This is a genomic window from Buttiauxella sp. B2 (genome assembly GCF_006376615.1).
In the GTDB taxonomy this organism is placed as follows: Bacteria; Pseudomonadota; Gammaproteobacteria; order Enterobacterales; family Enterobacteriaceae; genus Buttiauxella.
In genome coordinates this window covers 1-22,037 of record NZ_VEXQ01000006.1, presented here as the reverse complement: position 1 = coordinate 22,037, position 22,037 = coordinate 1, and the positions used below count along the sequence as shown (strand labels likewise).

Sequence of the window (22,037 nt, the reverse complement as noted above, 5' to 3'; positions counted from 1 at the left end):
GGTCGGTGTGAGGGTCAAATAATTCCAATCGGCCAATGGTGACCAATCAGATAAATAATCCCCGCAGAGATAACGCCCGCGATGATGTCGTCCACCATAATGCCCATACCACCATGAACGTTGCGATCAAACCAGCGAATCGGCCACGGCTTCCAGATATCGAGAATACGGAAAATAACAAAACCTGCGGCAACCCAACGCCAGTCATTGGTTGGCAGCGCCATCAGGGTTATCCACATGCCAATGAATTCATCCCACACGATACTGCCATGGTCATGAACACCCATGTCGCGTGCGGTTTGGTGGCAAAGATAAACCCCGATGCAAATACCGACCATTATCACCAGTGAATAAAGCTGCCATGGCAAAAACGTCATGCCATACCAGAATGGGATTGCAGCAAGCGATCCCACTGTTCCCGGCATAATCGGGCTTAATCCGCTACCAAAACCCGTAGCGAGTAAATGCCAGGGATTGCTGAGCTTTAGACGGCTTTTAGCCACATCTTTAGAGCGGAGCAAAGTGGTCGTATCCTTTTAAATTCAGCGTTACCGGTTTGCCATCCTGCATGAACTGTAGCCCTTCAGACGCAGGCCCTATCTGGCCGATACAGGTAAACGGAATACCAAGATTACCGATGGCAACATCCAGCGCACCACGGTTTAGTTCGGGCACGGTGAAGCACAGCTCGTAATCTTCCCCACCGGAAAGCGCCCATTGCAACGCACGATCAGTGTCGACGTTAGCTTTCACGGCTTCAGAATATGGTAAAGCGCCGAGATCAACACGTGCACCACACTCACTTGCTTTAAGGATATGACCCAAATCGGAAATTAGCCCGTCAGAAAGATCAATTGCACTGCTCGCCAAATCACGCAAGGCCTGGCCATGCAAGATTCGCGGTGTTGGTCGCAAATGGCGCTTTTTCAAATATGCAGCTTGCGTGGGATCTTCAACAGTTAAACTATCTTGCAAGATAGCCAGACCAGCGGCGCTATCGCCAGGCGTACCTGTCACATAAATCCAGTCACCAGGACGCGCACCACTGCGTTTGAGCGCACGACCAACAGGCACCAGACCATGAATGCCAAGCGTCATGGAAAGTGGGCCACGCGTTGTGTCGCCACCAATCAGCTGCATATCGTAATAGTCGAGTTGTTCAAACAGACTATCGCTGAAAGCTTCAAGCCAGCTTTCATCGACTTCAGGAAGGGTAATGGCCAGCGTCAGCCAGGTAGGATCGGCACCCATGGCAGCCAAATCACTTAAATTCACCGCCAGAGCTTTGTAGCCCAGATCGCGAGGATCGATGTCCGACAGGAAGTGGATGCCCGAAACAAGCGTATCGGTACTTATCGCTAATAGCTGCTTCTCGGCGACCGTCAGCAATGCACAATCATCGCCAATTCCGGTTTCCACATCGCGACGGGAACTTCTTACGCGATCAAAATAACGGGCAATCAGGGAAAACTCACCGCATGCCATGCGTTATGCCTCTGAATTAAATAAAGAACAGGCCGGAATTAACCGGCCAGAAGATTACTTTTTGCGGGGACGAATTTGCGGAGCAGCTTTATCAAGCACACCATTCACGAACTTGTGACTGTCTTCGGCACCGAAGGTTTTCGCAAGATCGATGGCTTCGTTAATCGCCACTTTATATGGCACGTCATCACGCTTAGACAGTTCAAACAGTGCGATACGCAGAACCGCTTTTTCTACCTGACCCAACTCTTCGAGCTGGCGAGACAGGTAAGGCTTCATCAGCCCATCCAGATACGCGCTGTTAGTAGCCACCCCGACCAACAGTTCGCGGAAGTAGTTAACGTCAACGTCTTTGACGTCCTGTTCCGCCAGGAACTGGTATTCGACATCAGCGATGTCATTTCGAGATAACTGCCAGGAGTATAGCGCCTGAACGGCACACTCACGGGCACGGCGACGAGCAGCAGGTTTCACAGATTTCCCCTTACAAAAAATCAGGCCTTGATGGCTTTCAATACATTAATCATTTCAAGCGCGGTCAGTGCAGCTTCTGCACCTTTGTTACCGGCTTTTGTGCCAGCGCGTTCGATGGCTTGTTCAATACTTTCAGTGGTCAGCACGCCAAAGGCGACCGGAATACCACTTTCCTGAGCAACATGTGCCAGGCCATTGCTAGCACCGCCAGCAACATATTCAAAGTGAGCTGTGCCGCCACGGATAACCGTACCCAGCGCAATCACTGCGTCATACTTACCGGTTTTCGCCAGTGCGTCTGCCGCCAGTGGCAGTTCATAAGCACCCGGAACCCAGACCACGGTGATGTTTTCATCTTTAACCTGGCCGATACGTTTCAGGGCGTCAATCGCACCGTCGAGCAGGCTGTCATTGATGAAGTTGTTAAAACGCGCAATGGTGATGGCGACGCGAGCGTCTGGAGTAGCAACGGCTGCTTCAATAATGTTCATAATCTTCCTTTACGGGTTCTGTTTAGCCCCGCAGGGGGGCGGATTTTATCATAATCTTTGTGCGGCAGCGATCGTTTTACTAGCTGGCGTATCGCGGCGTCAAATGCAGGCACAAATCCGGGCCTACCTGGCGGACTTCGCTAAAGCTAAATTCGGGCACATCGGCTAATTTCTCAAGCCCTGGCAGGTTACAAAGACCCCGCGCATCGTTGCCCAATAATTTCGGTGCTACGTAAACAATCAGTTCATCGACCAGGCCCGCCTGAAGCAATGCGCCGCCAAGGGTTGCGCCCGCTTCCACCCAAATGGAGTTTATCTGGCGTTTACCCAGCAACATCATCATCACGACCAGATCAAGATGTCCGTTATGTTCAGGCACGATAAATTGCTCAACACCATCCGGCCACGTTTGCTCATCGGCCTTACAGCGTGCAAGCCAGGTTTGCCCCGGTTGCGCGACAATTTTATGCTGCGGCGTAACCAGATTTTCGCGGTCGAGAATAATGCGCGTGGGTTGACGTAAGTTTTCTTCGGCGTAAACAGTCTGAGTCTGGCTGTCTAATTCATTCCAACGAACAGTTAATGAAGGGTTATCTGCAAGAACCGTTGCGCTGCTGCTAAGAATCGCAGCACTTTGCGCACGCAAACGCTGCACATCACGTCGTGATTCAGGTGAAGTAATCCACTGGCTTTCGCCGCTCGCCATTGCGGTTCGCCCATCCAGCGATGCCCCAAGCTTTAGCTGAATATACGGGAAAGCGGTGCGCATGCATTTCAGGAATCCGCGATTAATAGCCTCGGCTTCGTTCATCATCAAGCCGTGGCTTACTTCAAGGCCAGCCTGTTGCAGGCGGTACAAACCACGCCCTGCGACTTGCGGATTCGGATCCTGCATTGCGGCAACAACACGCGTAACACCCGCGGCAATTAATGCATCACAGCAAGGCGGCGTACGTCCATGATGGCTGCAAGGTTCCAGAGTGACATATGCCGTTGCACCACGCGCTTTTTCCCCAGCCATGCGCAAAGCATGTACTTCCGCATGCGGTTCTCCAGCACGAAAGTGAAAACCTTCACCGACGACTTCGCCATCTTTGGCAATTACGCAGCCAACATTCGGGTTTGGCATGGTAGTGAAGCGGCCACGCTTTGCCAGTTGCATTGCGCGAGCCATAAATTTCTCATCAAGCGTCATCGGCATTAGTCCTGTAAGCGGGCAATTTCTTCGCCAAATTCGCGGATATCTTCAAAGCTGCGATACACCGATGCAAAGCGGATATAAGCCACTTTATCGAGTTTTTTAAGCTGTTCCATGACCAAATTACCGATCATTTTACTGGGTACTTCGCGCTCACCTGTACCACGTAGCTGGGATTTAATGTGGTTAACCGCCATCTCTACATCGTCTGAACTTACCGGGCGTTTTTCCAGTGCTTTTAAAATACCGCGACGCATCTTGTCTTCGTTAAACGGTTCACGAACATCATTGCTTTTTACTACGCGTGGCATAACTAATTCAGCCACTTCAAAAGTCGTGAAGCGTTCATGACAAACCAGGCACTGACGGCGGCGACGCACGGATGATCCTTCGCCGACAAGCCGGGAATCAATCACTTTCGTGTCTACTGCGAAACAGAATGGGCAATGCATGGCGCGTCCTGAAGGATTATTCAATTGAACAATAGTTTACCGCGAAGTGGCAGGAGTACAAAGGCAACGCCACCACATCCCGAGAAATATGACTTTTCATGAGTGAAGAGCTACGCTTAAATCAGGAAGATACTTTAAGGAAAAATTAGCGATGACAAAGAGTTACCTAAGAATTCTCCTGGTTACCAGCCTGGTAAGCCTCAGTGCCTGCGCCCAACAAACTGAGGTGCACCAAATGCGTAGCGAAGTGGGCTCACTGAATAAAGAAATGACACAGCTCACTGACCAAACCATCAAGCTGACTCAGCAAAATGCGCTGAACGCCAAATCAACAACCGGTGTTTATCTGTTACCCGGTTCTAAAACACCAGCGCGACTGAATAGCCAGCTTGGCAATTTACAGATGTCCTTGAGTAGTATTACCGCGCAAGCGAATGGTAGCCGCGCAATGCTAATTATCAAAGGTGAGTCCAACGATCCGCTGCCAGCTTTCACGGGCAAAGTAGAATGGGGCCAAATTCAAGGCACCACAGATAACTATCAAGAAGTGAACGTACAGTCGCAGCAATTCAATGCCCCTGCGAGTGTATTAGCACCGAGTGACATAAGCATTCCATTGCTACTTTCAGTTCTTTCGCCAACGCAGTTGGGTTTTGTGCGCATTCACGACATCCAACCAGTCGACCCTTCTCAGGCATTACCTGCCCGATAATAACCAGTTACCCCCACACCTGCGGGGGTAACTCTCAGTAACATCTGCGATTTTTGTTACAACTCATCGAATGTAATGCGATGGACACACACTCTACTAGCCAATAAATCTAGCGATCTTAATCACATATATCTGTAACAACTGACCATCCATTTGCTTAAATTCATTAAGCAGGTAGAATCTCGCCCGTTTTTAATGTGCGCAAACGTGAACGCAATCGATTACGCACTTGGCGATAATGTGAAATGAAACATATTTTTGTGAGCAAGGATTTCTATAATAGGCGCGTCAATAAGAAACCAACTTAATGGTTGATGACGTTAGGTGACCATTCACCTCCTACCCTCACGGGAATCATGTAAAAACAGTGGCATAAAATATGAAAAAAATTATTTTGGCGGCTAGCGCCGTCCTGGCGCTTTCAGGCACTTTCGCGGCTCACGCCGAAGATGTAAAAAATACTGAATACCTCTCTGATTGGTGGCATCAAAGCGTTAACGTTGTGGGCAGCTACCACACCCGTTTCGGACCACAAATCCGTAACGATACCTACCTGGAATACGAAGCATTTGCTAAGAAAGACTGGTTCGATTTCTATGGTTACATGGATGCGCCAGTATTCTTCGGTGGGAACAGCACCGCTAAAGGCATCTGGAACAACGGTTCGCCATTGTTTATGGAAATTGAACCGCGTTTCTCTATCGATAAACTGACCGACACCAGCCTGGCCTTCGGTCCGTTCAAAGAATGGTATGTTGCCAACAACTATATCTACGATATGGGTCACAACAAAGATGGCCGCCAGAGCACCTGGTACATGGGTCTGGGTACCGACATCGACACTGGCCTGCCAATGAGCCTGTCCATGAACGTGTATGCGAAATACCAGTGGCAGAACTATGGCGCATCCAACGAAAACGAGTGGGATGGCTACCGCTTCAAAGTGAAATACTTCGTGCCAATTACTTCCCTGTGGGGCGGTAACCTGAGCTATATCGGTTTCACTAACTTTGACTGGGGTTCAGATCTGGGCGACGACAATTTCTACGATAACAACGGGAAACATGCTCGCACCAGCAACTCCATCGCTTCCAGCCATATTCTGTCTCTGAACTACGATCACTTCCATTATGCAGTGGTTGCACGTTACTGGCACAACGGTGGTCAGTGGGCCGACGACGCTAGCCTGAACTTCGGTGACGGTGATTTCAGCGTTCGTTCTACCGGTTGGGGTGGTTATCTGGTTGTAGGTTACAACTTCTGATAATCGTCTGAATCAGTAAAAAAGCCGATCTGCTATTTGCCGATCGGCTTTTTTGTTTCAGGTAAACAGCCTTCATCTTTCTGCACTTTAATGAAATCAGCCAGAGAACGATCGGGCCGTTCATAGAAATATTGCCCTGTGGGAGTCACCGACAAACAACGATCCAGTCGAAAACTGCGGTAATCTTCACGCGATTCACACCATGCCACCAGCAACCAAACTTCGCCCCAAAAAGTTAGTCCTAACGGATGTACGTTCCTACGCGACACTCGCCCCTTCTCATCTTCATAACTGATATGAAGTACCTGAAGCTTGCCAATGGCGGTGTGAAAAACATCAAACCAAATTTTCACCTGCGGATATTTATTAAAATCAGGTGAAAGAATGCGGCAACGCTCCGCCACCGCACGGCGCTGCGGAGTCAAAACTCCGATCAGTTTTTCCTCAGCTGTACCGGCATCCTGCGCAAGTGTTTCACCACTCCATGTCTGTACTAAGCGTATCGCCGCCACCAGCGCTTCAACTTCGCCAGCCGTAAACATCAGGGCTGGTAAATCGTAACCCGGCAACAAACGGTAGCCGCAGCCCGCTTCCCCTTCAATGGGAACACCGGAGAGAGAAAGGTCACGAATATCGCGATAGATAGTCCGTTCAGAAACTTCAAGCCGCTCGGCAAGCAGCGCTGCCGTAGCCAAACGTCGTCCACGCAAGATCTGTACTATTTGAAAAAGGCGGTCTGCTCTTCGGCTCATGGCATGATTTTCGCAGGAGTTTTACCTGCCGGACTAACCGGCAGGCGTTTATCGTTCAGTATATATCCGTACTCAAGCAGGTTGATGTAAGCCAACACGGTTCCCTTCACTATCGACGATAAGTGCAAAAGTACCAATATCATCCGGAAGTTCCTGCGGGCCAAAGACACATTCCCCGCCAGCTTTAACCACTCGCTCAAGCATGGTGTTCAAGTCAGGTGCATGCAGATAGACCACGGAACCTTGCGTAGAAGGTTTAAAGGTGTCGGCTTTCAGTAATGCTCCCCCAGGATGAGGTTTTTCATGTGGGAAGATTACCATCTCCATGCCGGACATCGTTTCACGATGAAATTTAGTGGTAAAAACAGCCTCATAGAATGCCGTCGCACGTTCCAGATCCTGTACCGGGATTTCAAACCAATTGATGATAGTGTTCATGTTTAACGCCTCAATGGTGATGTTCATCATTGAGTCTACCTGGCCACTCCTGACAGCATACTGTCAGGAGACTTTTCCTCAGACGAAAAAAAACCGCAGCACCATGGCTGCGGTTTTTATTATCAGTAAACGACCTGACTATTAAGGCAGAATTGACGGTTGATCCGCGCCTTCTTTTTCTACTTTTTGCTGCAACATGTGCTCACGCTTCATGCCCAGCTTCAGCGCCAATGCAGACGCTACGTAGATAGAAGAAGCTGTACCGATGGAAACACCGATAAGCATCGTCAACGAGAAGCCTTTCAGCATCGCGCCACCGAACAGATACAGCATCAGAATCACAACCAAAGTGGTACCGGAAGTGATCAACGTACGGTGTAGCGTCTGGGTCAACGACACGTTGAAGATCTCGTAAGGAGTGCCGCGGCGAATCTTGCGGAAATTCTCACGAATACGGTCAGATACTACGATACTGTCGTTAAGCGAGTAGCCGATAACCGACATCAAAGAGGCGACGATAGTTAAGTCGACTTCAATGTGGAACAACGACAGCACGCCCATAGTGATAATAACGTCGTGCGCAAGTGCGATAACCACACCCGCAGCCAGACGCCATTCAAAGCGGAACCCGACGTAAACCAGAATAGAAATCAGCGCGACCAGCAAGGCCATCGCACCATTCTGCGCCAAATCCGCACCCACACTTGGGCCAACAAATTCAATACGTTTTACTGCCGCGTTTTGCTGGGTTGCGTCGTTAATCACGCTAACGACTTTGCTACCCAAAACCTGCCCACCGGTTTCCCCTTGAGCAGGTGGCATGCGCACCATGATATCGCGGCTGCTACCGAAGTTTTGCACCAGCGGATCAGCAAAACCCGCTTTCTGCAATGCTTCACGCATCTGGTCCAAGTCCGCTGGTTTTTCCAGCGAGATTTCTATGACCGTACCGCCGGTGAAATCCAGACCCCAGTTGAAGCCTTTCACACCGATAATAATCACGGAAAGGATCAACAGGAGTCCGGAAATACCGAATGCCCAGAAGTCCCAGCGCATAAAGTCATAGACTCTACGGCCGTGGTTTAATTGTTCAACAGTATATTCCTGTGCCACAACGCACTCCTCAGATAGACAGCTTGTTGATGCGTTTGCCGCCGTACAACAGGTTTACGATGGCACGGGTACCGACGATTGCGGTAAACATTGACGTCGCCACACCAATACCGGTCGTGATCGCAAAGCCTTTAATTGCCCCGGTGCCTACGGCATACAGGATGATGACCTTGATAAGCGTCGTAATGTTGGCATCGAAAATAGAGCTGAACGCACCCTGGTAGCCTTCGTGGATGGCCTGCTGCACCGAACGCCCGTTACTAAGTTCTTCCTTAATACGTTCGTTTATCAGTACGTTGGCATCGACGGCTACGGCAAGGGTTAGCACGATCCCCGCAATCCCCGGCATGGTCAATGTCGCGCCTGGTATCAGAGACATAATCCCGACAATCATTACCAGGTTAACCAGCAATGCTGAAGTCGCAATCAAACCAAACTTCTTATAGAAGAACAGCATGAACAGGATTGAAACGGCCAGACCTGCCAGACACGCTTCCAGACCTTGCTGGATATTTTCCATACCCAAAGTTGGGCCGATAGTACGTTCTTCAACAATCTGAATTGGCGCAATCAATGCACCTGCACGTAACAGCAGAGAAAGCTGGCGTGCTTCAGCTGGGTTGCTGATACCGGTGATACGGAAGCTGTTACCTAAGCGTGACTGAATGTTTGCCACGTTGATAACTTCTTCTTCTTTCATCAGTACTGCACGACCGGTTGCATCTTTCTTACCGCTGTCTTTGTACTCCACAAACAAGGTCGCCATCGGTTTACCGATATTGTCCTTAGTGAAGTTAGACATGATGTTACCGCCAGCGCTATCCAGTGAAATGTTCACCTGAGCTTGGTTGAATTCATCGGTGCTGGAAGTCGAGTCAGTGATATGGTCACCGGTCAGAATCACACGTTTGTACAGGACAACCGGTTGACCTTCACGGGTCTGTTTCACTTCGGAATCACCTGGCACACGGCCGGAAGCCGCAGCAGAAGCATCAACGTTGGTGTTAACCAAACGGAACTCAAGTGTTGCAGTCGCGCCAAGAATCTCTTTTGCACGCGCTGTATCCTGAATACCTGGCAGTTCAACGACGATGCGATCCGCACCCTGGCGCTGTACCAGAGGCTCAGCAACACCCAGTTGGTTTACACGGTTACGCAAGATATTGATGTTCTGTTGAACAGCATATTCACGCGCTTCGCTCAGGCGAGCATCCGTCATTACAGCACGCATAGCGTTGCTGCCCTGAGAGGAAATTACCAGATCACGATGGCGTGGAGATAAATAAGAGATAGCGTCATCACGCGCTTTGCTGTCACGAAAGACAACGTCTACACCATAGTTATCAGCTTTACGTACGTTGGTGTAAACAATGCCCTTATCGCGCAGGTCGGTACGCAGGTTATCAATGGTCTGCTCCTGGAGTTTACCCAGAGCGGTATCCATATCAACTTCCATCAGGAAGTGCACGCCACCACGCAGATCAAGACCGAGTTTCATCGGCTGTGCGGAAATAGCGGTTAACCAGCGAGGCGTAGCCGGAGCAAGGTTAAGTGCCACAACATATTTGTCGCCAAGCACGCTCATCAGCGCTTCACGAGCGCGCAGTTGCGTATCTGTGCTGTCAAAGCGTGCAAGAATTGCACCCTCTTCCAGGGCCACAGACTTAGCGGTGATTTTATCTTCGTTTAATACGTTCTGGACCTGGATCAGCGTTTGCTCACTGGCGGCGACGCCGCGCGCGCCAGTGATCTGAACTGCCGGATCCTCACCATATAGGTTGGGAAGTGCGTATAGCAGACCGACGATAAACACGACGATCAGCATGATGTACTTCCACAAAGGATAGCGGTTTAGCACGGTAGTTCCCTTAGGGAAAAACGAATATTACAGCGCCTTCATAGTGCCTTTCGGCAGAACGGCAGCTACGAAATCACGCTTGATAACCACTTCAGTGGTGTCGTTTAACGCGATAGAGATGTAGCCAGTTTCAGCTACTTTCACTACGCGACCAACCAGACCACCAGTAGTCAGCACTTCATCCCCTTTAGAGATGGAGTCCATCAGCTTTTTATGTTCTTTGGTACGTTTTTGCTGTGGACGCAAGATCATGAAATAGAAGATCAGACCAAAAACCACCAGCATAAGAATCAAAGAATACGGGCTACCCTGCGACGGAGCACCTGTTGCAGCAACCGCATCAGAAATGATAAAGCTCATTAAAAATCCCTCATTATTAAATTAATCAACATTCAAAGGTGGAACTGGTTTACCTATTCGCTCGTAAAAATCACTCACGAAGTGCTCTAATTTACCCTCTTCAATGGCCTTGCGTAAACCTGCCATTAAACGCTGGTAATAGCGCAAGTTATGAATAGTGTTGAGCCGCGCACCGAGTATTTCGTTGCAACGGTCAAGATGATACAAGTAGGCACGTGAATAATTGCGACACGTATAGCAATCACACTCAGAATCCAGCGTAGAAGTATCATCTTTATACTTCGCATTACGGATTTTCACCACGCCATCGGTGACGAAAAGGTGACCATTACGTGCATTACGAGTTGGCATAACGCAGTCGAACATATCAATACCGCGACGAACACCTTCAACCAGGTCTTCCGGTTTGCCTACACCCATCAGGTAACGAGGCTTGTCGGTCGGGATTTGTGGGCAGACATGTTCCAGAATACGGTGCATGTCTTCCTTCGGTTCGCCTACCGCCAGGCCGCCGACAGCGTAGCCATCAAAGCCAATATCTACCAGACCTTTTACCGAGATATCACGTAAATCTTCGTAAACACTACCTTGAATAATGCCGAACAGCGCATTTTTATTCTCAAGGGAATCAAAGCGATCGCGGCTACGCTGAGCCCAACGCAGAGACATCTCCATTGAGCGTTTCGCATAATCCCAGTCAGCAGGATATGGCGTACATTCGTCAAAGATCATCACAATGTCAGAGCCAAGATCGTATTGAATTTCCATCGATTTTTCTGGATCGAGGAAAATCGCGTCGCCATTGATTGGGTTGCGGAAATGCACACCGGCTTCGGTAATTTTACGAATGTCACCGAGGCTGAATACCTGGAAACCGCCGGAGTCGGTCAGGATTGGGCCTTTCCACTGCATGAAGTCATGTAAGTCACCATGCAGCTTCATGATTTCCTGACCAGGACGCAGCCACAAATGGAAAGTGTTACCCAGAATAATCTGCGCGCCAGTGGCTTCAACTTCTTCCGGCGTCATCCCTTTTACGGTGCCGTAAGTGCCAACAGGCATGAAAGCAGGCGTTTCAACTACGCCGCGGTCGAACACCAGGCGGCCACGACGAGCGCGTCCGTCAGTGGTATCTAATTCAAATTTCACATTTCCTCCAGCATCAGAGAAACAGTCTGATGGTTAAGACAAAAACGCCGTCGGGTTATCCGGCGGCGCAGAATTTAGTGATTACGCGCCTGGGCGCTCATTAATCGCCTGCGGATTGTACGTGATATACATCGCATCCCCGTAACTAAAAAAGCGATATTCGGAGCTTACCGCTTCTTTATAAGCATTCATGGTGTTTTTATAACCAGCAAACGCAGATACCAACATGATCAGAGTCGATTCTGGCAGGTGGAAGTTGGTCACCAACGCATCAATCACTTTGTACTGATAGCCTGGATAGATGAAGATCTGCGTGTCACCAAAGAAAGGTTCAATCAGGTCATTTTTTGCTGCCTGTGCTGCACTTTCCAGCGAGCGAACCGATGTCGTCCCCACCGCAATAACACGATTACCACGCGCCTTACAGGCTAAAACTGCATCGACTACTTCTTGCGGCACTTCCGCGTATTCAGAATGCATGATGTGGTCTTCAATGCTATCTACGCGCACGGGCTGGAATGTTCCTGCACCAACGTGCAGCGTAACAAACGCGTGCTCAATTCCTTTGTTGCGTAGCGCTTCCAACAGAGGCTCGTCAAAATGCAGGCCCGCTGTTGGAGCCGCAACGGCACCTGGCTTCTGGCTATAAACTGTTTGATACAGTTCGCGGTCTGACTCTTCATCAGGGCGGTCGATATACGGCGGCAGAGGCATATGGCCGATGCTATTTAAGATATCGAGTACGCTGCGTTCATCTTCAAACTGCACTTCAAACAGCGCATCGTGGCGCGCAACCATCGTGGCATGTACGCTTTCATCATCGCCCAACAATAATTCAGCACCCGGTTTCGGGGCTTTAGAAGCGCGGATATGGGCCAGGATGCGTTTGTCATCCAACATGCGCTCGACCAGCACTTCAATCTTGCCACCGCTTGCTTTACGGCCAAAAAGGCGCGCTGGGATCACTCGGGTGTTATTAAAGACCAGCAAATCTCCAGGGTTGAGCTTATCGAGCAAATCGGTGAAAGTGCCATGCGCAAGCTTGCCCGTCGGCCCATCGAGCGACAGCAAACGGCAGGAACTGCGGCTTGCCTGCGGATAGTGAGCAATCAGGGAGTCAGGTAATTCAAAGGAGAAATCAGCAACGCGCATGGTAAAGAACTCAAGACTTAAAAAGAGGCGCTACAGTCTAGTGCCAGGGGCCTTTCCCTGCAAGGAATAAGCCGCCGCAAAACCATTAACGGACAAAGTAACTATGAATTTTCTCGCCCATTTACATCTCGCAAGCCTTTCTGACAGCTCACTTCTGGGGAATTTGTTGGCGGATTTTGTCCGTGGCAATCCGGATGAAAGCTTTTCTGGCGATGTGGTGGCGGGTATTCGCATGCACCGTCGCGTGGATGTACTGACTGATGGTTTGCCAGAAGTGGCGATTGCACGCCAGTGGTTTCGCCCAGAGACTCGTCGCGTCGCACCGATTACGCTGGATGTAATGTGGGATCACTTCGTTTCACGCCATTGGCAGACTCTTAGCCCCAACATCTCGCTTCCAGAATTTGTGGCACATGCACGCGCGAACATCGAACCGTTCATACCGGATACCCCACAGCCCTTTATCAACCTTAATCAATACATGTGGGATGAACGCTGGTTGGAGCGATATAGCGACATGGCATTTATTGCTAATGTTCTCAATGGCATGGCTAGCCGTAGACCAAAACTCGATGCTTTGCGAGCCTCATGGATTGATCTTGATACGCATTATGACGCACTTGAAGTATTGTTCTGGCAGTTCTATCCACGCATGATGACGTTGGCCGAACAAAAGAATTTGTAGCTGATCTCAGGCTGACGATTAAATTCTTGCCCTTTTATAAAAAAGGGCTATTTTTGATCGCTGCTGTGTGAATATTCATTTTTTGATAGGTAAATCCTATCTGATTAATCGGCGCAGCATGCTTGAGTTAGAGGGATTTCCGCCCCTATACTGCCCCCGTTGCGTTAACACTCACTTTAACAAAATTAACAGGAGTACATATGGTCCTGGTTACACGTCCAGCCCCTGACTTTACAGCTGCAGCCGTACTCGGCAGTGGCGAAATCGTTGATAACTTCAACTTCAAAGAACACACCAATGGTAAAACCACCGTTGTGTTCTTCTGGCCAATGGACTTCACTTTCGTGTGCCCGTCTGAACTGATTGCGTTCGACAAGCGTTACGAAGAATTCCAGAAACGTGGCGTAGAAGTTGTCGGCGTATCTTTTGACTCCGAATTCGTTCACAACGCATGGCGTAAGACCCCTGTTGATAAAGGCGGCATCGGTGAAGTGAAATACGCGATGGTTGCTGACATTAAGCGTGAAATTCAGAAAGCTTATGGCATCGAACATCCAGATGCAGGCGTTGCTCTGCGCGGTTCTTTCCTGATCGACAAAGCCGGTATCGTGCGTCACCAGGTTGTTAACGACCTGCCGCTGGGCCGTAACGTTGATGAAATGCTGCGTATGGTTGATGCGCTGCAATTCCACGAAGAGCACGGCGAAGTGTGCCCAGCTCAGTGGGAAAAAGGTAAAGAAGGTATGAACGCGTCTCCAGACGGCGTTGCTAAATACCTGAGCGAAAACGTTTCTAAGCTGTAATCGCTTAAACGTTTTGAAGAAAAGGTCGCGAAAGCGGCCTTTTCTGTTTTTGGCCTACGGTTAAAAAGTAAAACAAGAACACCCCATCACACCCCAGAATGCTCCTTCGTCAGAAACTGGAATAACCGATTTACGCGCCGCATCATGCTGGTGCCCATGCACGTGACAACTCCCGTGACACAGTTGACCCTGCGCCACCAACCGTCCACAACTCCAGAGCAACATCACACGACAGACTGGTGTTGTCGCCAAACATTGCATACCGCTTTAAGTACCCCTGATGCCATCAAGTAAATTGTCGTCCACGAGTACCCAGTGGGGGTAACTTCAGGTCCTTCCGGTCAGCTCGCGGAGCAAGGCTGCCAGCAACTCTGGCGATGAGTTTTCAGCGTCATTAAACAGTGAGTTCTGAGCCACACTGACAAAAAATCAGTGGGACACATTATCGCGCAAGCACAAACACAGGACTCACAATAACGCACACTTGCCGGTTCATGAGGAATAACCCCAGGCATGGTATCAGTCTTTGCAGCGTGCGTATTGATGAGAAAGTTTGACTTTAGTTCTTTTTTTATTTTTATAATTTCTCAATCATTTAGATGTTGATATATTTTATGAGAGGGGAAGTCGTAATTGTCATTTTTTGAATTTCCAGAATGTTAATTTTAATTAATTTAATTTTAGTTTTTAAAAAAATTATATTTGATTCGTAACTGTATGCTCTGACTCGAATTTATTATATAGCGCGACGTTAAACTTTAATGCTCAGAGTTGTTATTAGCGCAGCATACTGATATCAATAATAAGACACAACAAACCCCCATTATATCCACCAGGGTAACCCTCTCTGGAGTACTTCTGTTTTCAGTATATGGTTTGGGTAGAGATTGCCTCTCAAATGAATAGAACATAAGCGACACCTGCACATGCATACTCAAATTGAATTGAAAGTACTGAGAATCATATATACATTGATATCTTGTGGAACAGTTACCAAAACGGCCAAGAAACTAGGCCTGTCTACTGGTACAATAAGCTACAATCTCAATATCGCGAGAAAAATTAGCGGATCGCATCTTTTTGCGAGAACAAAGTCTGGAATGCGTCCAGATACAACAGCGCTTGAACTAGGCCGACGATATCAAGAATATTTACACAATTACGAGATGAAAGCAGATGCACCTGTCGAAAAGATAAGAGAGCACATCAATTGTCATACCACTTCCGTAATGCAAATGATGCTGACAAACACTCTTTTTAGACCCGGAGAAATTACCCCACCTTGGCGATATCAATTTAAACCCTTTGTGTCAAATGTTGAGCATCGATTGAATAAATTAAAAAATCGTAGTATCGATATAGACATCGGCTCGAAGCTCCCAGCAGATCCAGAAATTACATCCGTCAGACTATTCACCTCAAGTGTTTCAGTGTTAATGGGGAAAAACAATTCGCAATTTGGTAATAAATTTACCCTGGACGACTGGTACCAAGGGAAGCATATTCGGTGGTCAGAAATTTGTGACTTTTACAGCAAGAGCATTCTTGATTCTGTAGAGATAAATAACCATATTGCAAAAGGTAGCACCAATATCGTTTCATGCAGTTTAATCAATATGATAGCGTGCTGCTCGCAGACTGATCATATTATGATGATACCCGACTATTTCATCCCAATGCTTACAGAACATTTCCCTGTGAAATGTGTACCCGCCCCACCCGAACTCGATATCCTTCATGACTGTTTTCTTAATTACAACTCGCAACTAAGGGAAGAACATGAATTAATTGAAACATTGGCAAATTTATTGACTCGAATAAATCCAAGAGATAATTACGAAAATAAAAGCTAAATTTCATATTACTGGCATATCGAGTATTAAAAATAAGGTTAAAAAATGAATGATGATTTAACAGTAAAAGAGCTGAAGGTGGTTAACTCTCTTATTGAACTAAAAAGGGCATCATTAGCAGCAGAAAGTCTGGGTATTAGTAGTTCTGCAATCAGTTATATACTCAAAAAAATTCGATTAAAGACAGGAGATAAACTCTTTAACCTCACTCGGAAAGGATTCATACCCGAGCCACATGCCTATGTGCTTCAGGAAAGATACCATAATCTTAGTGCTCTAGGTGGTGGTTTTGATAAAATGGTGGTGACAACATATTCACCATTGGAATTGCTTTTGTCATGGTACTTTAGTAGCCTTCCTGAAGGCGTTAATAATATTATCACATACTTCCAAACGATGGATTTATCTGAAGATGGGCGTTTAACCCGGTTACGCAGGCGTGAAGTGGATATTGATATTGGGGGCATGCTTCCTGAAGGGGCATCAATCCATAGATCACACTTCCTTCATTCAAAATTTTGTGTAATGACCAGAAAAGATCATTCGACGATAAAAAATAAATTTACGAAGTGTGACTGGGAGAATAATAGTCATCTTCTCTGGCAGAGAAACTCTGGTACGACGAATAATTATATTCAAGGGTATGAGCCAGCAAACATGTTATTAAAACAAAGAAATATAGTTTGTGAAAGTGCCAATCTTTTGACGCTTGTGCAACTTTGCTCAGCCAGTGATCATATCATGATCATGCCCGAAATATTTATAAAACCCCTGGCGTCAATTTTTCCACTCAAATCTTTTGATCTACCAAATGGATTAGAAATGGAGTTTAACTGTTATATTCATTATCACCCATCGCTACAGGGGAAAATACAACGCCTTGGAATGAAAGATATTTCAAAACGTCTACAGAATTTATAACTCACCTTATGTATCTGGCGCTATAGATAAGAGAAGTCAGTTTAGTCATTAACACCTGAGCGGGTTCTTTTTGTGACATTCTAACTAACTCTGTTATCGCCTTATTCATTAAAAATAAACACTCAACTTAAATGTATTACCTTCGACATAAAATGCAATAGATTATATTTACATACCTCTTATTTTACAGGCGTTCTATACACATCTTACAAAACACTTAAAACAACAACCCATCATCTGGTAAATATCTTATGTTATGCGCCTTTGAGCGCATTTCTATACTATATTTAAATGCAACAAGATAAATTTTTAAATATACTCTATACAAGCCACCCTATTTTTTAATGCCTCCTTGTTCAGGCCAGTAAGTGTTTGCTCAATGCGAATGAAATATGTCCTCTTGAGCTATTGGTATGTGTTATTAGCATAATCCGGTAAATGACAGGAATGCCTAAACATAACAATACTACCGACAAATTGATTTCGTTGACTATCGCTGAGTTCATAGTGCTAACGACAACACTCCAGAAAGAATGAAATGGTAACTCACAAAAACCATGAGTAAATATTTTATACGATATACCCACCATGTAAAAACACCGCTCACTCCCAATAAACCTCTATTATTTCAATAAATTAAAATGAATATTTTAATTATTCAACTTGATTGTATTTCTCCTTAAAAGTAGTCTACAAATTAGTAGGCAGGCAAGTGTTTTATTTTATAGATGCGCCTCGTTTTATATATTAAAAACGATACATGTGAAAATTTAAACTCAACCATTAAACTTTTACTTATGATTTTTAAACTTAACGAAAAATCATAATTACTGCATAGCTTTTTTCTGGAGGATGTTATGAAGAAATCGATATCTATCGCTATTGACTATGATGACGAGTTTTTTACTCTCGGGATCCAGACTGGGTTAGACACTCTATTTGGATATGCTACAAATCACAGGTATATTGATTCATTAGAGGATGCAGACGTTATCATTCAAGATTTTTCTATTTTAGCCATTAAAAAAAACATCTCACTTAGAGCCAAGGATAGCCACAAAAAAATATTTTACATTGCCGCCAGGAATATTAATCATGAACCACTCCATTGCAAAGAGTGCGTTCATTATCACCACTGTATTTTTGACAAAGATGAAAGCTTGCAAGGCATGTTAAATAAAATAGAAAAAGTAATATCCAAGAACATTAATCAAGGCAGTCCTCACGCATGTAAATATAGTAATGGCATGAAGTTTTCTATGCGTGAACGTCAGTACATGACATGCATTGCGTTAGGCATGCCAATAAATGAGATAGCAGAATCTTTTCAAGTAAATACAAAAACAGTCAGCCTTTATAAACGCAACGTCATGCGAAAACTTGGTATAGCAACCAACGTTAATTTATTGAAATTCATTAGAGAAATATGGCTTTTTGAAACATTCAATATATAACAAAATTACTTTTCTTATCGTAGTAATTTATACATTGCCAATATAATCCTCAAAAACTGGTGGATTTATAGGTAGGTAACCCAGCAGATTTAGCGTAACGCGACCTGCTCCCGAGTGTTATTTTTCTCCCCCCAGCCTCAGTCCCTGCACCCGTTCAAACTCCCTCACATTATTGATCACTAGAATGACACCGTTGCTATCGTATGTCCGGCAATGGCCGTGTCATTCGGGCTGGTTGCGAGCAACGTTTCCCCCTGCTCCGCCCGTTACCAATAGTCATTCCCAGGCTGATATATAACAATATAGAAAACGCGAAAGATTAATTAACAAATCCAGCCTTAATGCCATGATTCACAAGGAGAGCCACGCTGAACACATTGTTAAGAAACCCGCTATACTGTGCAGGTACGCAATAATGATCAGCTTAGAATCCTGTGGTTATTTCAGTAGTATTATGACAGGCTTTTATCACGACCAGAGCGAAACAAGGCAACGGAATTAAGTGTATAAGGGATAACAACCTAAAGGACAAAAGATGACGATAAACCAACTGGATATCAAAGTACTCAGAGCCATTCATGTTCTCATAACCTGTGGTAGTGTCACCCGGACAGCAGAGATACTCAAAGTAACACCTGCAGCCATTAGCTACCTGATTAATAAAGCAAGAAAAGTGACGGGATCGCCGTTGTTCATTCGTACCCGTAGTAGGATGGAAGCAGATACTGTTGCGCAGGAACTCAGCCAGCGTTACCAGAATATTATTAATGAATTCAATATGAATGACTCAGAGAGTTCGCTAGACGAACGAACTCTCTCTATCATGACCTACTCATTACTTGAGTTATTGCTTTCTATGGATTTACTTAACAGCCCTGAATTACCCGCAAAAGTAAATTTCGTCCGGCAGGAGGCAAAAGAAGAAGAGAGACTCATCAGCCTACGGAATAAAGAAGTGGATATTGATATCGGTACCCGTCTACCTTCCGACCGTTCAATAAATCAGCTGAAATTGTTTTCCTGTGATATTGGGATTATGGTCAGAAAGGACCACCCGACAATTAGAGATACGATAACAATAGATGAATGGAACGAAGCGCGGCATGTTATATGGGGCCGGGGCATGCACTTTTTCACGAATGAAGCCGAGCAGTCGATGGCATTCGGGAAAATGTTTCGTGAACAGAAGTGCTCTCTTATATCCTATAGTTCTTTAAGCATTATTACACTGTGTGCCTATAATGACATCCTGGCATTTATGCCAAAGATGATAGGGCATAAAATAGAGTCTATTTTCCCTGTTAAATGTATTACACCACCATCTGAATTAAGAATGAGCTATGAGTGTTATCTGCATTACCACCACTCTCACGCCAGAAACCCTAAATTCCAAAACCTGGTTTCATTTATTCAAAAATCATTTAGCGAGGATAATTAAATAATGAAACCGGCATCCCTGAACGTGAATGATGCCACCGATGCTGCTGTGGCAGATGCTCCATAATTATCGTCTTAGTAAAACCGAACGAGTATTCCCTCAATACACAGTTACCCGGTATTACCCAGAAAAACCTGCCGACTGCCAGAAAATGCAGCCGACCTGAAGACGGTTACTCCTGATGATAAATGGATCATATTCTGGTCCAGTCCAAGAAATTCGAATCTCCGGGTCATTATTCACAACACCTAACTTACATTGTAAATACTGTAATATTGCAAAAGAAAAAACGCCTGATGATATTTATCAGGCGTTTTAAGATTGAAAAATGTCAATCAGTAAAAGATTTACTTAAAGGTTACAGTGCTCGTAATCGCATTACTCATATCGGCATTCATCGATGCCTGAACATGAATTGCCCCCGCGGTGCTGGAATAAATATTCGCCGATACCGTACCGTTTTTGTTTGTGGTCGAGCGGTCCGAGGTTCCATTGTCGCCATACGCCCAGGTCGCACCACCGTCTACTGAGACATACATCTTCGTATTTGGCACAAAATGACCCTGAGCATCACGCAACATTATCCACATCCCATCGTGACCACTACCCGCAGTAGCCCCATCAGCACTCGTCAGCAACATTAGCCCACTTGCCTGAATCGTTGTATCAACCGAAGCCTGCTGGTAAGTGGCGTTCAGGTTAAATGCAAAGGTATTGAGTTGTGCTGGTCCCGTGTTAGGGAGATACACACCTGTCATCACTGCCTTACCATCGATGTCGGTCGTCGCTGAAGCGGCGCTGGATCCACTGGAGATAAAGGTTGCTCCGTTATCCGCAGCCAGGCTCACATCGGCGTCTGGTATAGGTTTGCCATTATTGCTGTCTGTCAGTACCAGGGTCACGCTGCCGGTATTTTCTCCGGCTGGCCAGTAGACTTGACCGTTATCAAAACCTGCAGACTGCAACACCGGATTCCCGACAAATGCCACCTGAGCCGTCTGGCTTTGGCCATTGATGGTCGCAGTTATCTGGCTTGCTCCGCCGCCCGCGGTAGTGCTGGTTAACAATACAGTGACTGAACCATCTGCTGCGGTTGGATCAATAGTCCCTACAACAGTGCCGTTATCTGCGGTTAAACTCACCGTCTGGCCTGCCAGCGGGTTGCCATTGGCATCTGTCACCATCACTTTCACACTGTTTGTGGCGATACCATCAGTAATGGCATCGTTGGTCACCACTGTCATCGCACCGTTCTCAATGGTCGCGGTAGAAACATCCGCAACAAAGTTTGCCGTCACGCCCTGGCTGCTGCCGTTAATGCTGGCGGTCACCGTGCTGGTGCCTGCCACTGTGCTGGTCAGCGTCATTTTCGCCACGCCCTGAGCATCGGTCGTTTGTGTCGCGCCAATCACCGCGCCGTTACTGGCACTGAAGTTCACCGTCTGATTTGCCAGCGGATTACCTTTCGCATCCGTTACCGTCACCTGCACTTCATCTGTTGCCGTACCGTTCGCGACTGCACCATCAATAGTCAGCGCGATGTTTCCAGCCGTAATCAGCGCCGTACTGCTGTCCGCCACAAAGGTCGCCGTCACGCTCTGGCTGCTGCCGTTAATGCTGGCGGTGACATCACTGGTACCCGCCGTTGTGCTAGTCAGCGTCATTTTTGCCATACCGGCGGCATCGGTCGTTTGTGTGGCACCCACAGTGGCACCGTTGCTGGCGGCAAAGCTCACCGTCTGATTTGCCAGCGGATTACCGTTCGCATCGGTGATTTTCACCTGCACTTCATCCGTGTCCATGCCGTTCGCGACTGCGCCGTCAGTGGTCAGCGTCAGGTTTCCGGTGGCTATCTGCGCCGTACTGCCGTCTGCCACAAAGGTCGCCGCCACGCTCTGGCTGCTGCCGTTTATGCTGGCCGTCACCGTGCTGGTGCCTGCCGTTGTGCTGGTCAGCGTCATTTTCGCCACGCCCTGAGCATCGGT

The 22,037-nt window shown here is 47.0% G+C and carries 22 protein-coding genes and 1 pseudogene; 8 read left to right on the top strand and 15 right to left on the bottom strand.

Annotated features, from left to right (window positions below):
• Positions 1 to 14: 14 nt before the first annotated feature.
• From pgpA to nrdR, 6 genes are all read right to left on the bottom strand, one after another.
• Positions 15 to 521 carry a phosphatidylglycerophosphatase A gene (gene pgpA / locus FH968_RS09045; RefSeq protein WP_139878833.1) on the bottom strand — a complete coding sequence of 169 codons (507 nt, stop codon included), beginning with the start codon at positions 519 to 521 and terminating at the stop codon, positions 15 to 17.
• A complete protein-coding gene (gene thiL, locus FH968_RS09040) occupies positions 508 to 1,485 on the bottom strand; it encodes a thiamine-phosphate kinase (protein WP_139878832.1) in 978 nt (325 codons plus the stop codon). Before thiL ends, pgpA begins: the two co-directional genes overlap by 14 nt.
• Positions 1,486 to 1,539: 54 nt before the next feature.
• Positions 1,540 to 1,959, bottom strand: coding sequence for a transcription antitermination factor NusB (gene nusB, locus FH968_RS09035; protein WP_139878831.1), 420 nt, complete (start codon positions 1,957 to 1,959; stop codon positions 1,540 to 1,542).
• Between the two features lie 20 nt (positions 1,960 to 1,979).
• Positions 1,980 to 2,450: a 6,7-dimethyl-8-ribityllumazine synthase gene (gene ribE, locus FH968_RS09030; protein WP_139878830.1), complete on the bottom strand. Its 471-nt coding sequence runs from the start codon at positions 2,448 to 2,450 to the stop codon at positions 1,980 to 1,982.
• 79 nt (positions 2,451 to 2,529) lie between these two features.
• Positions 2,530 to 3,645 carry a bifunctional diaminohydroxyphosphoribosylaminopyrimidine deaminase/5-amino-6-(5-phosphoribosylamino)uracil reductase RibD gene (gene ribD, locus FH968_RS09025; RefSeq protein WP_139878829.1) on the bottom strand — a complete coding sequence of 372 codons (1,116 nt, stop codon included), beginning with the start codon at positions 3,643 to 3,645 and terminating at the stop codon, positions 2,530 to 2,532.
• A 5-nt stretch (positions 3,646 to 3,650) separates the two neighbouring features.
• Positions 3,651 to 4,100, bottom strand: coding sequence for a transcriptional regulator NrdR (gene nrdR, locus FH968_RS09020; RefSeq protein WP_139878827.1), 450 nt, complete (start codon positions 4,098 to 4,100; stop codon positions 3,651 to 3,653).
• Between the two features lie 151 nt (positions 4,101 to 4,251).
• On the opposite strand from nrdR, the gene FH968_RS09015 reads away from it, so the two are divergent.
• Both FH968_RS09015 and FH968_RS09010 read left to right on the top strand, forming a co-directional pair.
• Positions 4,252 to 4,812, top strand: a complete 561-nt coding sequence (locus FH968_RS09015) for a DUF3251 domain-containing protein (RefSeq protein WP_139878825.1) — start codon at positions 4,252 to 4,254, stop codon at positions 4,810 to 4,812.
• 379 nt (positions 4,813 to 5,191) lie between these two features.
• Positions 5,192 to 6,076 (top strand): nucleoside-specific channel-forming protein Tsx, encoded by an 885-nt coding sequence (locus tag FH968_RS09010; protein ID WP_139878823.1) that lies wholly within the window; start codon positions 5,192 to 5,194, stop codon positions 6,074 to 6,076.
• A gap of 32 nt (positions 6,077 to 6,108) precedes the next feature.
• Here the strand turns inward: FH968_RS09010 and FH968_RS09005 are convergent, their stop codons facing one another.
• The 7 genes from FH968_RS09005 to queA all read right to left on the bottom strand — a co-directional run bounded on the left by FH968_RS09005 (position 6,109) and on the right by queA (position 12,898).
• Positions 6,109 to 6,828: a YafY family protein gene (locus FH968_RS09005; RefSeq protein ID WP_139878821.1), complete on the bottom strand. Its 720-nt coding sequence runs from the start codon at positions 6,826 to 6,828 to the stop codon at positions 6,109 to 6,111.
• A gap of 72 nt (positions 6,829 to 6,900) precedes the next feature.
• Positions 6,901 to 7,266, bottom strand: coding sequence for a VOC family protein (locus FH968_RS09000; RefSeq protein ID WP_139879002.1), 366 nt, complete (start codon positions 7,264 to 7,266; stop codon positions 6,901 to 6,903).
• A gap of 141 nt (positions 7,267 to 7,407) precedes the next feature.
• Positions 7,408 to 8,379: a protein translocase subunit SecF gene (gene secF, locus FH968_RS08995; RefSeq protein ID WP_139878820.1), complete on the bottom strand. Its 972-nt coding sequence runs from the start codon at positions 8,377 to 8,379 to the stop codon at positions 7,408 to 7,410.
• 10 nt (positions 8,380 to 8,389) lie between these two features.
• Positions 8,390 to 10,237: a protein translocase subunit SecD gene (secD, locus tag FH968_RS08990; protein ID WP_139878818.1), complete on the bottom strand. Its 1,848-nt coding sequence runs from the start codon at positions 10,235 to 10,237 to the stop codon at positions 8,390 to 8,392.
• 27 nt (positions 10,238 to 10,264) lie between these two features.
• Positions 10,265 to 10,597 carry a preprotein translocase subunit YajC gene (gene yajC, locus FH968_RS08985; RefSeq protein ID WP_064556985.1) on the bottom strand — a complete coding sequence of 111 codons (333 nt, stop codon included), beginning with the start codon at positions 10,595 to 10,597 and terminating at the stop codon, positions 10,265 to 10,267.
• A 21-nt stretch (positions 10,598 to 10,618) separates the two neighbouring features.
• Complete coding sequence (tgt, locus tag FH968_RS08980) at positions 10,619 to 11,746, bottom strand: tRNA guanosine(34) transglycosylase Tgt (RefSeq protein WP_139878816.1); 1,128 nt, start codon at positions 11,744 to 11,746, stop codon at positions 10,619 to 10,621.
• Positions 11,747 to 11,827: 81 nt separating this feature from the next.
• Positions 11,828 to 12,898: a tRNA preQ1(34) S-adenosylmethionine ribosyltransferase-isomerase QueA gene (queA, locus tag FH968_RS08975; RefSeq protein WP_139878814.1), complete on the bottom strand. Its 1,071-nt coding sequence runs from the start codon at positions 12,896 to 12,898 to the stop codon at positions 11,828 to 11,830.
• Positions 12,899 to 13,001: 103 nt separating this feature from the next.
• On the opposite strand from queA, the gene acpH reads away from it, so the two are divergent.
• Both acpH and FH968_RS08965 read left to right on the top strand, forming a co-directional pair.
• On the top strand, positions 13,002 to 13,583 hold the full coding sequence (gene acpH, locus FH968_RS08970) for an ACP phosphodiesterase (protein WP_139878812.1): 582 nt from the start codon (positions 13,002 to 13,004) through the stop codon (positions 13,581 to 13,583).
• Between the two features lie 200 nt (positions 13,584 to 13,783).
• On the top strand, positions 13,784 to 14,386 hold the full coding sequence (locus tag FH968_RS08965) for a peroxiredoxin C (protein ID WP_139878810.1): 603 nt from the start codon (positions 13,784 to 13,786) through the stop codon (positions 14,384 to 14,386).
• A gap of 60 nt (positions 14,387 to 14,446) precedes the next feature.
• On the opposite strand, the pseudogene FH968_RS23850 reads toward FH968_RS08965, so the two are convergent.
• Positions 14,447 to 14,572 (bottom strand): annotated as a pseudogene (locus FH968_RS23850) (hypothetical protein); the annotation flags it as partial.
• 740 nt (positions 14,573 to 15,312) lie between these two features.
• Between FH968_RS23850 and FH968_RS08955 the strand changes: the two are divergent.
• The 4 genes from FH968_RS08955 (at position 15,313) to FH968_RS08935 (ending at position 20,052) form a co-directional block, all read left to right on the top strand.
• Positions 15,313 to 16,239 (top strand): LysR family transcriptional regulator, encoded by a 927-nt coding sequence (locus tag FH968_RS08955; protein ID WP_139878806.1) that lies wholly within the window; start codon positions 15,313 to 15,315, stop codon positions 16,237 to 16,239.
• 45 nt (positions 16,240 to 16,284) lie between these two features.
• Complete coding sequence (locus FH968_RS08950) at positions 16,285 to 17,160, top strand: LysR family transcriptional regulator (protein ID WP_139878804.1); 876 nt, start codon at positions 16,285 to 16,287, stop codon at positions 17,158 to 17,160.
• Between the two features lie 857 nt (positions 17,161 to 18,017).
• Positions 18,018 to 18,614 (top strand): LuxR family transcriptional regulator, encoded by a 597-nt coding sequence (locus FH968_RS08945; RefSeq protein ID WP_139878803.1) that lies wholly within the window; start codon positions 18,018 to 18,020, stop codon positions 18,612 to 18,614.
• Between the two features lie 535 nt (positions 18,615 to 19,149).
• Complete coding sequence (locus FH968_RS08935; RefSeq protein WP_139878802.1) at positions 19,150 to 20,052, top strand: LysR family transcriptional regulator; 903 nt, start codon at positions 19,150 to 19,152, stop codon at positions 20,050 to 20,052.
• 347 nt (positions 20,053 to 20,399) lie between these two features.
• Here the strand turns inward: FH968_RS08935 and FH968_RS08930 are convergent.
• The coding region (locus FH968_RS08930; protein WP_189389044.1) for an Ig-like domain-containing protein at positions 20,400 to 22,037 on the bottom strand (1,638 nt) is incomplete at its 5' end.